The organism is Mesorhizobium sp. M0698, from assembly GCF_040320455.1.
Taxonomy (GTDB): domain Bacteria; phylum Pseudomonadota; class Alphaproteobacteria; order Rhizobiales; family Rhizobiaceae; genus Mesorhizobium.
In genome coordinates, this window is the sequence record NZ_JAMYPQ010000001.1 from 411,414 (window position 1) to 424,727 (window position 13,314).

Sequence of the window (13,314 nt, forward strand, 5' to 3'; positions counted from 1 at the left end):
TGCCTGGGGTCAGCCGGCGAGGATACGCTCGATGGCCGGGCGGTTCAGCCCTTTCAGGCCGATGACGACCAGGCGCGAGCGGCGGTCGTCTTCAGCGGTCCAGGCGCGGTCGTAATAGTGGTTGACGCGCGGACCGACGGCCTGCAGCAGGAGCCGCATCGGCTTGCCGCCGACTTCGACGAAACCCTTGACGCGCAACACGTTTTCTTCCTCCGCCGCCGTGGCGACCCGTTGTGCGAGCTCGTCCGGGTTGGACACAGACGCGATGTCGATGACGAACGAGTCAAAATCGTCATGTTCGTGGTCGAGCTCGTCGTCGTGGTGGGTCTTGCGATTCTCGATGTCGTCCTCGACGGCGAGGCCGAGGCCGAGCAGCACCGACGGGTCGACCTTGCCTTGCGAAGTCGGTACGATCTTCACCGCCCGCGCAACATGCTTTCCGATCACGGCATTGGCGCGGGCCGCGCCGGCTGTGTCCATCAGGTCGCTCTTCGACAGGATGATCAGGTCGGCGCAGGCGAGCTGGTCTTCGAACACTTCCTCGACCGGATCGTCATGGTCGAGCGTCTCGTCCTGCGCGCGCTGGGCCTGCAGGGCGTCCATGTCGTTGGCTACGCGGCCATCAGCCAGCGCCGGCCCGTCGACGACGGCGATGACGCCATCGACCGTGACGCGGCTTTTCACGGACGGCCACTGGAAGGCCTGGACCAGCGGCTTGGGCAAAGCAAGGCCGGATGTCTCGATCAGGATGTGGTCGACCCTCGGCGTCAGCGACAGGATCTGGTCCAGCGCCGGGACGAAATCATCGGCGACGGTGCAGCAGATGCAACCATTGGCCAGCTCGACGATGTTTTCCTCGGGGCAGGTGTCGATGGCGCAGCCCTTCAGAATCTCGCCGTCGATGCCGATGTCGCCGAACTCGTTGACGATGATGGCCAGGCGCTTGCCTTTGGCGTTTTCGAGCAAATGGCGGATCAACGTCGTCTTGCCGGCGCCGAGAAAGCCGGTGACCACGGTGCAGGGAACGCGCGAAAGGGAGGCAGCGGTCATGTCAGGTCCTTCAAAACGTCAAGGGGAGGGATGCGGGCAACCAGGCCGCGCTTCAGGCAATCGGGACGGCCGCGCCATGGAATGAGCCCATCCGTCGCGGTGGCGAACAGCTTTGCCCCGGTGACGAGATCGGCCCCGCTGGTCGTGGTCAGATCACCGAAGACGTAACTCCAGCAGCCGTCGCGCAGCATGGCCGCGCTGAGCCGGCGCTTGCAATTGCCGAGGCATTCGACGGTGCGGATTTTGATGTTTTCGCTGGAAGCGGCGCGGCGCGTGTCCTCTGCGAGCAGTTCGCCGGCGCGCGGATGAGCGTCCGAACCGGTCTCGTCACGGCAGGACGAGCAGACGATGACGGTAACGCCGGCCGGGGAATCACCATGGCCGGACAATAAATCCGCTGTCTCAGCCGGAAAACTGCTGTCGCGTTCCAAATCAGGCTCCTTGCCCGGAAAACCCGCCAGGCGATCGGATTCTTATGTCCTAGACGGCAGGTCTCCTGGCTCGCGGGTCATCGCCTGGGTGCCGCCTTCCCGGGAATATCCCAGTGGTTTTCGGCCTTGGCTCGTCGCTTACAGTTGCGGGGACAGCCGCGGATTTGAAATCGAGATTTCGCACCGCATTCCCTCTTGGCCCCTGCCGTTGCGGGCAGGGGACCGTCTGGAACGGATTTAGGCTTGTGGAGCCAGTCGTGTCAACGCACGTCTATGACGCGGCGATATCCGCGAGCGGCCGGCCGAGGTCGCCGGCAGCGGTCACCTCGATGCGTTCCAGGCCGAGCCAGCCCTGCATCTGCTTCAATTCCTCGAAAAGGGCGGCTGCGGTTTGTGGCGGGGCGCCGGGCTCCGCATAGGCGGCGTGGACGCGCAACACACCGGCCGGGCGGTCGGCCCTGAGGTCGACGCGCCCGACGATGCTGTCGCCGAGCAGGAATGGCAGCACATAATAGCCATACCGGCGCTTTTCGGCCGGCGTGTAGATCTCGATGCGGTAGTGGAAGTCGAACAACCGCTCGGTGCGCGACCGCTCGAAGACGACAGGATCGAACGGCGCGAGCAAGGCGCGCGCCTCGATCTTGCGCGGCAAACGGGCGTCCTTGTGGAGATAGGCTGTTTTGCTCCAGCCTTCGACGCTCACCGGCAACAGGTCGCCGGCCTCGACCAACTCCTCGATGCGGCCCTTGATGTCGGCGGGCGAGAGCCGGAAATAGTCGCGCAGGTCTCCTGCCGTGGCGATGCCGTGGGCGCGGGCCGAGATGCGCAGCAATTCGCGGTGAGCATCCTCGGGACAGGGAATCGGTAGCGCGAGTACCGCCGGCGGCAATACGCGCTCCGGCAGATCGTAGAACCGTTCGAAGCCGCGGCGATGCGCCGTGGTGATGCGGCCGGCCCAGAACAGCCATTCGAAGGCGTGCTTGGCATGGCTCCAGCCCCACCAGCCGCCCGAACCCTTCTGCCCTTCGAAAGCCGACGCTGCGATCGGGCCTCGTTCGGCGACCTCGCGATAGATGTCTTCGATATAGGCGGCGTGCTCGCGACCCCATTTGGCCAGTCCGCTGTACATTTCGTCGCCGCGTTCGGCCCGCTGCATGCGCCAGCGCATCAGCGGATAGGTCTCGACCGGCAAGAACGAGGCTTCATGCGCCCAATATTCGAAGACCATGCGCTTGCGCGTTACCGCGGCGTTGTCGAGCAACGCCAGCTTGTAAGGGCCAAGCCGCGAATAAAGAGGCATATAATGGGCGCGCACCACGGCGCTGACGGAATCGATCTGCAGCAGGCCGGTACGGGCAAGCACCCGGGCCAGATGCCGGCGGTCAGGCGTGCCGGTGGGGCGCGGGTCATTGAATCCCTGTGCCGCGAGCGCAATGCGACGGGCCGTGGCAAGCGAGATTCTTTCCTTCATGAAGGCGGCATCCGGACGATTTTAGACAGAGAAAATGACCTGCGATTCCGTGCCATGCTAGCAGGGTTTTGGCGGCATCCATGTCAGGAGAGAAAAGTGGAGTAAAAAGTGAAGGAAATCAAACAGGAGCGGATCGGACCAGTTTTCCCGGATATGCCGTCCAGCACCGCGATTTGAACAAGGTTTGACTTGCTTCGCCGAAAGCGCTGCGCTAACCCTCGCCGCGTTGCAGCATAGAGCCCCCTTAAAACGGTTCAGTGGTTAAACTGTCACGCTTCCGCAAGTGGGTCCGGTGCTGTAATCAGAGTGGATTGGCCGCCAACGGAAACTGCAGCATGAACGCACTTTTAGGTTCGTACCTGCCCATCGTCCTGTTCATCGGCGTGGCGCTGATCGTCGGGCTGGCGCTGCTCGCTGCACCGTTCCTGGTGGCCTACCGCAACCCCGATCCGGAAAAGCTTTCCGCCTATGAGTGCGGCTTCAACTCGTTCGACGACGCCCGCATGAAGTTCGATATCCGCTTCTACCTGGTGTCGATCCTGTTCATCATCTTCGATCTGGAGGTGGCCTTCCTGTTTCCTTGGGCGGTGTCGTTCAGCCAGATCGGCATGCTCGGTTTCTGGTCGATGATGGTGTTTTTGGCGGTGCTGACCATCGGCTTTGCCTATGAATGGAAAAAAGGAGCGCTGGAATGGGATTGAACGACAGTTCCGGCACGCTCGTCGCGCCGAAGCCCAAGGGCCTCATCGACCCCAACACCGGCAGGCCGGTCGGGTCCGACGATCCATTCTTCCTGGAGATCAACAACGAGCTCGCCGACAAGGGCTTTCTCGTCACCTCGACCGAGGCGCTCATCACCTGGGCGCGCAGCGGCTCGTTGATGTTCATGACCTTCGGTCTCGCCTGCTGCGCGGTCGAGATGATCCATACGTCGATGCCGCGCTATGACTCGGAGAGGTTCGGTGTCGCGCCGCGCGCGTCCCCGCGCCAGTCCGACATCATGATCGTCGCCGGCACGCTGACCAACAAGATGGCGCCGGCGCTGCGCAAGGTCTACGATCAGATGCCGGAGCCGCGCTACGTCATCTCGATGGGCTCCTGCGCCAATGGCGGCGGCTATTATCATTATTCCTATTCGGTGGTGCGGGGCTGCGACCGCATCGTGCCGGTCGACATCTACGTGCCCGGCTGCCCGCCGAGCGCCGAAGCGCTGCTCTACGGTATCCTTCTGCTGCAGAAGAAGATCCGCCGCACCGGCACGATCGAGCGGTGAGCGGCATGACCCAGGCGTTGAATGACCTCTCGACCTATCTCGGCGAGAAGCTGATCGGCCGGATCGGCGTGGCGGTGCTCGCCTATGGCGAACTCACCATCTCGGTCGAGCCGCGCGACCTGATCGAGGTGGTGACCTTCCTGCGCGACGACCCGAAGTGCCAGTTCATTTCGATCATCGACGTTTGCGGCGCCGATTATCCATCGCGCGCAAAGCGCTTCGACGTGGTCTATCACCTGCTGTCGCCGAGACAGAATATCCGCGTCCGCATCAAGGTCCAGGCCGACGAAGAGACGCTGGTGCCGTCGATCACCGGGATTTATCCCGGCGCCGACTGGTTCGAGCGCGAGACCTACGATCTCTACGGCGTGCTATTTTCAGGCCATCCGGATCTGCGGCGGATTTTGACCGATTACGGCTTTGAAGGCCATCCGCTGCGCAAGGACTTTCCGCTGACCGGCTTCGTCGAGGTGCGTTACGACGACGAAGCCAAGCGCGTCATCTACGAGCCGGTGGAGCTCAAGCAGGAATTCCGCAATTTCGATTTTCTGTCTCCGTGGGAAGGTACGGATTACGTGCTTCCGGGGGATGAAAAGGCAAAGCAGTAAATGGCTGAAACCTCCGTTCGCAACTTCAACATCAATTTTGGCCCGCAACACCCTGCGGCGCATGGCGTTTTGCGCCTCGTGCTGGAGCTTGACGGCGAAGTCGTCGATCGCGTCGATCCGCATATCGGGCTGTTGCACCGCGGCACGGAAAAGCTGATCGAGGCCAAGACTTATCTGCAGGCCGTGCCCTATCTCGACCGGCTCGATTATTGCGCGCCGATGAACCAGGAGCACGCCTTTGCGCTCGCCGCCGAGCGGCTGCTCGGCATCGAGGTGCCGAAGCGCGGCCAGTTGATCCGAGTGCTCTATTCGGAAATCGGCCGCATCATGTCGCACATCCTCAACGTGACGACGCAGGCGATGGATGTCGGCGCGCTGACGCCGCCGCTGTGGGGCTTCGTCGAACGCGAAAAGCTGATGGTGTTCTATGAGCGTGCCAGCGGCTCGCGCATGCACGCGGCCTATTTCCGCCCCGGCGGCGTGCATCAGGACCTGCCGCAGAAGCTGATCGAGGACATCGGCAGCTGGATCGACCCGTTCCTGAAATCGCTCGACGACCTCGACTCACTCTTGACCGGCAACCGCATCTTCAAGCAGCGCAATGTCGACATCGCGACGGTGTCTCTGGCCGACGCCTGGGCCTGGGGTTTTTCCGGCGTCATGGTGCGCGGCTCGGGTGCACCCTGGGACCTGCGCAAATCGCAGCCCTATGAATGTTACGCCGAGATGGATTTCGACATTCCGATCGGCAAGAACGGTGACTGTTTCGACCGCTATCTGGTGCGCATGGAAGAGATGCGCCAGTCGGCCAAGATCATGCGCCAATGCGTCGACCTGTTGCTCGGTAAGGAGGGCAGCGGGCCGGTGTCCAACCTCGACGGCAAGGTGGTGCCGCCGAAGCGCGCGGCGATGAAGCGCTCGATGGAAGCGCTGATCCATCACTTCAAGCTCTACACCGAAGGCTACCGCGTGCCGGCCGGCGAGGTCTATGCCGCCGTCGAGGCGCCGAAGGGCGAGTTCGGCGTCTATCTGGTCTCCGACGGCACCAACAAGCCCTATCGCTGCAAGCTGCGCGCGCCGGGTTTTGCCCATCTCCAGGCCATGGATTTCCTGTGCCGCGGCCACATGCTGGCCGACGTCACCGCTGTGCTTGGTTCCCTCGATATCGTGTTTGGTGAGGTCGATCGGTGATGATGGGAATGGCTCGACCGTCAAAGGCGTTTCTGGCCGCGGCATGCCTTGCGGCTTCCGCTGAAGTGTCGCTTGCTGGGTCCGGTGAGGGTCTCTCGTCAACCGATCTTCTCAAAGAGGGGTTCAAGCTTATTGCAGAAGGCGATCTGCTTACAGTCCGTGGCTTGAGCACCCAGACCCCAGCAATGGATGAGGGCATTCTTGTCCATGGCCGGCCGTCGACATCGTCCAACTGCGCGGTTCATGACAACCTCGTAGCGTCATTGATCCCCGAAGAATATCGTTGCAAGCCAATAGCTTGGGTGTATAGCCGCTATGACGGATACATCCGCCTGAAGCGTGGAAATGAAGAGTTCGTATGCGTTTTGGGGCGATCCGAGGATTGCTATCGCGCCTACAGCTCTAATCAGTAGAAACATAGAAGCGAAATCGTAATGTCAGTCCGCCGTCTCGCAGAAGCCAGCCTCCAGCCAGCCTCCTTCGCCTTCAACCGGGCGAATGCGGCGGCGGCGAAGCAGTGGATCAAGAAATATCCGAAGGGGCGCGAGCAATCCGCGGTCATCCCCTTGCTGATGCTGGCGCAGGAACAGGAAGGCTGGGTGACCAAGGCGGCGATCGAGACGATCTCCGACATGCTCGACATGCCCTATATCCGTGGGCTGGAAGTCGCCACCTTCTATACGCAATACCAGCTCAATCCGGTCGGCAGCCGCGCTCATATCCAGGTCTGCGGCACCACGCCCTGCATGCTGCGCGGCTCGGAAGCGCTGATGGATGTGTGCCGCTCGAAGATCCATCACGACCAGTTTCACACCAATGACAAGGGCACGCTGTCGTGGGAGGAGGTCGAGTGCCTCGGCGCCTGCGTCAACGCACCGATGGTGATGATCTTTAGGGATACTTTTGAGGATTTGACGCCGGAGCGGTTTGCCGAGATCATCGACCTCTATGACGCCGGCAAAGGTGCTTCGGTGACGCCAGGACCGCAAAACGGCCGCATCACCTCGGAGCCGGCCAGCGGCCTGACGACCCTCAAGAGCGAAAAGGCGATCCTCAAGGCGACCCGCGACCGGGAAACCAGGGCGGCGGCCAAGGCCGCCAAGGATGCAGAGCCGGCGGCTGCCGCCGCAGCATCAGTTCCGCCAGCTGCTCCTGCGGCGCCGGTTGCGCCCTCGAATGCCAGCAAGCCGAAAACCGATGCGGTCGAGACCAGCCCGGCGCTGAAATCGCCGTCGGCGACAAAAGTCGCGCCCGCGGTGGAGAAGGCGGCGAGCGTCGCAGCGCCTCTGCATTCGGCCGCCAATGCCAATAAGGCCGAGCCGCAGGTCGAGGACGTCTCGAAACAGCGCAAGGGCCCCAAGAACAAGGCCGAGCCGGCGTCTGCCTTCAAGGCGCCGGAGGCCAAGGTTAAACCGGCGAAGGCTGTCGCCAAGGCGGCCAAGCCGTCGCCCGGAAACAAGAGCCGGCCGACCGGCAAGAAGCCGGTCTGAGGAACGAGCAATGCTTCAGGACAGAGACCGCATCTTCAACAACATCTACGGCCGCTTCGACAAGTCGCTGGCCGGCGCCATGGCGCGCGGCGCCTGGGACAACACGCCCGGCATCGTTGCCAAGGGGCGCGAGTGGATCGTCAACGAGATGAAGGCATCGGGCCTGCGCGGCCGCGGCGGTGCCGGTTTCCCGACCGGGCTCAAATGGTCGTTCATGCCCAAACAAAGCGACGGCCGGCCGAGCTATCTCGTCGTCAATGCCGACGAGTCCGAGCCCGGTACCTGCAAGGACCGCGACATACTGCGCCACGACCCGCACACGCTGGTCGAAGGCTGCCTGCTTGCCGGCTTCGCCATGGGCGCGGTCGCAGCCTACATCTATGTGCGCGGCGAGTTCATCCGCGAGCGCGAGGCGCTGCAGCGCGCCATCGACGAGGCCTATGCGGCCAAGCTGATCGGCAAGAACAACACATCCGGCTACGATTTCGACATCTACATGCATCACGGCGCCGGCGCCTATATCTGCGGCGAGGAGACGGCGCTGCTCGAAAGCCTCGAGGGCAAAAAGGGCCAGCCGCGGCTGAAGCCGCCATTTCCGGCAAATGTCGGCCTCTATGGCTGCCCGACGACAGTCAACAATGTCGAGTCCATCGCTGTCGCGCCGACCATCCTGCGCCGCGGTGCCGCCTGGTTCTCGTCCTTCGGCCGGCCCAACAATGTCGGCACCAAGCTGTTCTGCATCTCCGGCCACGTCAACAATCCGTGCACGGTCGAAGAGGCGATGTCGATCCCGTTCCGCGAGCTGATCGAGACGCATTGCGGCGGCATTCGCGGCGGCTGGGACAATCTGCTGGCGGTCATTCCGGGCGGCGCCTCGGTGCCGCTGGTGCCGGCCGAGCAGATCATCGACGCGCCGATGGATTTCGACGCGCTGCGCGACCTGAAATCGGGCCTCGGCACGGCGGCTGTCATCGTCATGGACAAATCGACCGATATCGTGAAAGCGATCGCGCGGCTGTCCTATTTCTACAAGCACGAGAGCTGCGGCCAGTGCACGCCCTGCCGTGAGGGCACCGGCTGGATGTGGCGGGTGATGGAACGGCTGGTGCGCGGTGAGGCGCAGAAGCGCGAGATCGACATGCTGCTCGACGTGACGAAGCAGGTCGAGGGCCACACGATCTGTGCGCTGGGCGATGCGGCAGCATGGCCGATCCAGGGCCTGATGCGGCATTTCCGCGGCGAGGTGGAGCGGCGCATCGACGAGTTTTCGCGCAACGCACATCGCGCCGAACCGGTGCTGGCGGCGGCGGAATAGAAGAATTCAAAAAATTGCGGGCGAATGCCCGAAACGAGGAAACGAGCGCGGGGCAGACGGAAACGACCAGGAGACCACCTATGTCGCTGTTTTCGACACCCGACGATTTTACGCCCGATATGGACCCGTTGTTGAAGATGAACCAGGATCTGACCAGGATGATGCCGAAGGAGATGGCCAATGCCGTCAATCTCCTGGCGCATCCTGTCGCGGGCGCGGCGGCGATGACGGCACTCGGCATCGGCCTTGCCAACCACGCCTTTGGCATCTGGATGGGCGTGCTTTCAGGCGCGGCCGAGACCTCGCAGCGGCTTTGGCAGCCAGTCGCCGAGGATTTCGAGGCGCGAATGGAACGCGTTTCCGCGACCGGCAAAAGCTCATCGATAAAGGCGCGCGCGGCGACCAAAACCCTGATTGCCGAAGCGCAGTCCTTCGCCAACGATGTGACCGATATTGCGACGAGCACCGCTGCGCGGAGCTTGGCGAATGGCAGCACCGTTGCAGCGGATGCGTCGGCCGGGCTGATGCCGGAGGATTTCAAGCAGCCCAAGCCGATGGATCGGCCAGCCAAGCCCGCCGACCTCAAGGCGATATCGGGCATCGGGCCGAAACTGGAAAAGGTGCTGAACGGCCTTGGCATTTGGACATACGCCCAGATCGCCGCGTGGACGCCGCAAGAGATCGCCTGGGTCGAAGATTACCTGTCGTTGAAGGGCCGCATCGGCCGTGACGGCTGGATCGGTCAGGCGGCCGCGTTGGCCGGGGCCAAAAAGTGAATTCAATATCGTGCGCGGTCTCGGCTGCGCCCGGAAGGAAAGATTGCGGAACGTCCGCAGGGGTTTGAGGCGAAATGGCAAAGCTCAAGGTCGACGGGAAAGAGATCACTGTACCCGACCATTACACGCTGCTGCAGGCGGCCGAGGACGCCGGCGCGGAAGTGCCGCGCTTCTGCTTCCACGAGCGGCTGTCGATCGCCGGCAATTGCCGCATGTGCCTAATTGAGGTGAAGGGCGGCCCGCCCAAGCCGCAGGCATCCTGCGCCATGGGCGTGCGCGACCTGCGCCCCGGCCCGAACGGCGAGCCGCCGGAAATCTTCACCAACACGCCGATGGTCAAGAAGGCGCGCGAAGGCGTGATGGAATTCCTGCTGATCAACCATCCGCTGGACTGCCCGATCTGCGACCAGGGCGGCGAGTGCGACCTGCAGGACCAGGCGATGGCGTTCGGAGTCGATTCCTCGCGCTACCATGAGAACAAGCGGGCGGTCGAAGACAAGTATATCGGGCCGCTGGTCAAGACGATCATGAACCGCTGCATCCATTGCACGCGCTGCGTCCGCTTCACCACCGAGATTGCGGGCATATCCGAGCTCGGCCTGATCGGCCGCGGCGAGGATGCCGAGATCACCACCTATCTCGAAAGCGCGATGACTTCGGAACTGCAGGGCAATGTCATCGACCTTTGCCCGGTCGGTGCGCTGACCTCCAAACCCTACGCCTTCCAGGCACGGCCGTGGGAACTGACCAAGACCGAATCCATCGACGTGATGGACGCTGTCGGCTCGGCGATCCGAGTCGATAGCCGAGGCCGCGAAGTGATGCGCATCCTGCCGCGTACCAACGAGGCGGTGAACGAGGAGTGGATTTCCGACAAGACCCGCTTCATCTGGGACGGTTTGCGCACGCAGCGCCTCGACCGCCCCTATGTGCGCAAGGACGGCAGACTGGCCCCGGCAAGCTGGGCCGAGGCTTTTGCCGCGATCAAGGAAGCGGTGTCGAATGCGGCACCCGAAAAGATCGGTGCCATTGCCGGCGATCTCGCAGCCGTCGAGGAGATCTACGCGCTGAAGCTTCTGATGGCTTCGCTCGGCTCGAAGAACACCGACTGCCGCCAGGACGGCGCCGCACTCGATCCGTCGCTCGGCCGGGCGAGCTATGTCTTCAACCCGACCATCGAAGGCATCGAACAGGCCGATGCGGTGCTGATCATCGGCGCCAATCCGCGCTTCGAGGCATCCTTGCTCAACGCCCGCATCCGCAAGCGCTGGCGGGCCGGCAATCTGCCGGTCGGCGTCATCGGCGATGTCGGCGATACGCGCTATGATTACGAGCAGCTCGGCGCCGGGCCGGAATCGCTGAAGGATCTGGCCGACGGTAACGGCAAGTTCTTCCAGCTGCTGAAGAAGGCGACGCATCCGCTGATCATCGTCGGCCAGGGTGCGCTGGCGCGTCCGGACGGGGCGGCCGTGCTCGGCCAGGCGGCGAAGCTCGCCGTCGCCGTCAATGCCGCTAGGGCCGACTGGAACGGCTTTGCCGTGCTGCACACCGCCGCGGCACGCGTCGGCGGCCTCGATGTCGGCTTTGTGCCGGGCGAGGGCGGCAGGAACGTCGCCGGCATGCTGGGCGAGACCGATGTGCTGTTCCTGCTCGGCGCCGACGAAATCGATATGGCCAAGACCGGCGGCGCTTTCGTCGTCTATATCGGCACGCATGGCGACAAGGGCGCACACCGCGCCAACGTCATCCTGCCGGGAGCCGCCTATACCGAGAAGTCGGGCACCTTCGTCAACACCGAAGGCCGCGTGCAGCAGACCAACCGGGCCGGCTTCGCGCCCGGCGAGGCGCGCGAAGACTGGGCGATCCTTCGGGCACTGTCGGATGTGCTCGGCAAGAAGCTACCGTTCGATTCGCTGCCGCAGCTACGCGCAAAGCTCTATGCGGAATACCCGCATCTTGCCCGCATCGACCATGTCGCGGCCGGCGACCCGGCCGACATCGCCAGGGTTGCCAAGCTCGGCGGGCGGCTGAACAAGGGCACCTTCACCTCGCCGGTCAAGGATTTCTACCTGACCAACCCGATCGCGCGGGCTTCCGCGGTGATGGCCGAATGCTCGGCTTTGGCGAAGAACGGCTTCAGGCAGGCGGCGGAGTAGACATGGACACCTTCTTCTCCTTCTACGTGCTGCCGGCGCTGCTGATCCTTTTGAAGTCGGTCGTGCTGATCGTCGTTCTGTTGATCTTCGTCGCCTATGTGCTTTACGCCGACCGCAAGATCTGGGCGGCGGTGCAATTGCGCCGAGGCCCGAATGTCGTTGGCCCATGGGGCACACTGCAGGCCTTCGCCGATCTGCTGAAATTCGTCTTCAAGGAGCCGGTCATCCCGTCCGGCGCCAACAAGGGCGTTTTCCTGCTGGCGCCTTTGGTGTCGGCGGTGCTGGCGATCTCCGCCTGGGCAGTCATACCGGTCAATGAAGGCTGGGCGATCGCCAACGTCAATGTCGGCATCCTCTATGTCTTCGCCATCTCCTCGCTCGAGGTCTATGGCGTCATCATGGGCGGCTGGGCCTCCAATTCGAAATACCCGTTCCTCGGCGCACTGCGCTCGGCGGCGCAGATGGTGTCCTACGAGGTCTCGATCGGCTTCGTCATCGTCACCGTGCTGCTTTGCGTCGGCTCGCTCAACCTGTCCGACATCGTCTTGTCGCAACAGGACGGGCTGGGCACGCGGCTCGGCCTGCCCAACACCTTCCTCGACTGGCATTGGCTGTCGCTGTTCCCGATGTTCATCGTCTTCTTCATCTCGGCGTTGGCCGAGACCAACCGGCCGCCCTTCGACCTTGTGGAAGCCGAATCGGAACTCGTCGCCGGCCATATGGTCGAATATTCCTCGACGCCGTTCCTGTTGTTCTTCCTCGGCGAATATGTCGCCGTCGTCCTGATGTGCGCACTGGCCACCATATTGTTCCTCGGCGGATGGCTGCCGCCCTTCGACTTCGCACCCTTCACCTGGGTGCCGGGGCTCATCTGGTTCGTGCTCAAGGTCTGCCTGGTGTTCTTCATGTTCTCCATGGTGAAGGCGTTCGTGCCGCGCTATCGCTACGACCAGCTGATGCGGCTCGGCTGGAAAGTCTTCCTGCCGATCTCGCTGTTCATGGTGGTCGCCACCGCCGCCTTTCTCAAACTCACCGGGTTTGCCTGATGTCAGCATTATCCCAGGCCGCCAAGTCACTGCTTTTGCAGGATTTCGTCAGCGCTTTCTTCCTGTCGATGCGCCAGTTCTTCGCGCCGAAGGAGACGATCAACTATCCGCATGAAAAGGGGCCGGTCAGCCCGCGCTTCCGCGGCGAACATGCGCTGCGCCGCTATCCGAACGGCGAGGAACGCTGCATCGCCTGCAAACTGTGCGAGGCGATCTGCCCGGCACAGGCCATCACCATCGAAGCCGGCCCACGCCGCAACGACGGCACACGGCGCACCGTGCGCTACGACATCGATATGGTGAAATGCATTTATTGCGGCTTCTGCCAGGAAGCCTGCCCGGTCGACGCCATTGTCGAGGGGCCGAATTTCGAATTCGCGACGGAAACGCGCGAGGAGCTTTATTACGACAAGGACAGGCTCCTGGCCAATGGCGACCGCTGGGAGCGTGAGCTGGCGCGCAACATCTCGCTGGATGCGCCTTACCGCTGATATTTGACGCATGGAC

The 13,314-nt window shown here is 63.0% G+C and carries 13 protein-coding genes and 1 riboswitch; of the genes, 10 read left to right on the forward strand and 3 right to left on the reverse strand.

Features of this window, described 5'->3' with window-relative positions; genetic code table 11:
* Positions 1 to 9: 9 nt before the first annotated feature.
* The 3 genes from cobW to NKI16_RS02115 form a co-directional block, all read right to left on the reverse strand.
* Positions 10 to 1,050, reverse strand: a complete 1,041-nt coding sequence (cobW, locus tag NKI16_RS02105) for a cobalamin biosynthesis protein CobW (protein WP_023676634.1) — start codon at positions 1,048 to 1,050, stop codon at positions 10 to 12.
* On the reverse strand, positions 1,047 to 1,481 hold the full coding sequence (locus NKI16_RS02110; protein WP_023676633.1) for a DUF1636 family protein: 435 nt from the start codon (positions 1,479 to 1,481) through the stop codon (positions 1,047 to 1,049). The genes cobW and NKI16_RS02110 overlap by 4 nt, the downstream gene beginning before the upstream one ends.
* A gap of 38 nt (positions 1,482 to 1,519) precedes the next feature.
* Positions 1,520 to 1,723, reverse strand: a riboswitch (cobalamin riboswitch).
* 29 nt (positions 1,724 to 1,752) lie between these two features.
* Positions 1,753 to 2,952, reverse strand: coding sequence for a winged helix-turn-helix domain-containing protein (locus NKI16_RS02115; protein WP_023676632.1), 1,200 nt, complete (start codon positions 2,950 to 2,952; stop codon positions 1,753 to 1,755).
* A gap of 335 nt (positions 2,953 to 3,287) precedes the next feature.
* On the opposite strand from NKI16_RS02115, the gene NKI16_RS02120 reads away from it, so the two are divergent.
* The 10 genes from NKI16_RS02120 to nuoI all read left to right on the forward strand — a co-directional run bounded on the left by NKI16_RS02120 (position 3,288) and on the right by nuoI (position 13,298).
* Positions 3,288 to 3,653 (forward strand): NADH-quinone oxidoreductase subunit A, encoded by a 366-nt coding sequence (locus NKI16_RS02120; protein ID WP_023676631.1) that lies wholly within the window; start codon positions 3,288 to 3,290, stop codon positions 3,651 to 3,653.
* The gene (locus NKI16_RS02125; RefSeq protein ID WP_023670824.1) at positions 3,644 to 4,225 is read left to right on the forward strand and encodes a NuoB/complex I 20 kDa subunit family protein; all 582 of its coding nucleotides are present in this window, start codon (positions 3,644 to 3,646) and stop codon (positions 4,223 to 4,225) included. The genes NKI16_RS02120 and NKI16_RS02125 overlap by 10 nt, the downstream gene beginning before the upstream one ends.
* A gap of 5 nt (positions 4,226 to 4,230) precedes the next feature.
* Positions 4,231 to 4,833: an NADH-quinone oxidoreductase subunit C gene (locus tag NKI16_RS02130; RefSeq protein ID WP_023676630.1), complete on the forward strand. Its 603-nt coding sequence runs from the start codon at positions 4,231 to 4,233 to the stop codon at positions 4,831 to 4,833.
* Positions 4,834 to 6,024 (forward strand): NADH-quinone oxidoreductase subunit D, encoded by a 1,191-nt coding sequence (locus NKI16_RS02135; RefSeq protein ID WP_023676629.1) that lies wholly within the window; start codon positions 4,834 to 4,836, stop codon positions 6,022 to 6,024.
* Between the two features lie 434 nt (positions 6,025 to 6,458).
* Positions 6,459 to 7,514 (forward strand): NADH-quinone oxidoreductase subunit NuoE, encoded by a 1,056-nt coding sequence (gene nuoE, locus NKI16_RS02140; RefSeq protein ID WP_023676627.1) that lies wholly within the window; start codon positions 6,459 to 6,461, stop codon positions 7,512 to 7,514.
* Between the two features lie 10 nt (positions 7,515 to 7,524).
* Positions 7,525 to 8,829: an NADH-quinone oxidoreductase subunit NuoF gene (gene nuoF, locus NKI16_RS02145; protein WP_023676626.1), complete on the forward strand. Its 1,305-nt coding sequence runs from the start codon at positions 7,525 to 7,527 to the stop codon at positions 8,827 to 8,829.
* An 80-nt stretch (positions 8,830 to 8,909) separates the two neighbouring features.
* Positions 8,910 to 9,605, forward strand: a complete 696-nt coding sequence (locus NKI16_RS02150; protein ID WP_023676625.1) for a helix-hairpin-helix domain-containing protein — start codon at positions 8,910 to 8,912, stop codon at positions 9,603 to 9,605.
* 74 nt (positions 9,606 to 9,679) lie between these two features.
* On the forward strand, positions 9,680 to 11,761 hold the full coding sequence (gene nuoG, locus NKI16_RS02155; protein WP_023676624.1) for an NADH-quinone oxidoreductase subunit NuoG: 2,082 nt from the start codon (positions 9,680 to 9,682) through the stop codon (positions 11,759 to 11,761).
* A gap of 2 nt (positions 11,762 to 11,763) precedes the next feature.
* On the forward strand, positions 11,764 to 12,807 hold the full coding sequence (gene nuoH / locus NKI16_RS02160) for an NADH-quinone oxidoreductase subunit NuoH (protein ID WP_023676623.1): 1,044 nt from the start codon (positions 11,764 to 11,766) through the stop codon (positions 12,805 to 12,807).
* Entirely contained in the window at positions 12,807 to 13,298 is a 492-nt protein-coding gene (nuoI, locus tag NKI16_RS02165; RefSeq protein ID WP_023676622.1) for an NADH-quinone oxidoreductase subunit NuoI, read from the forward strand. Before nuoH ends, nuoI begins: the two co-directional genes overlap by 1 nt.
* Positions 13,299 to 13,314 lie beyond the last annotated feature (16 nt).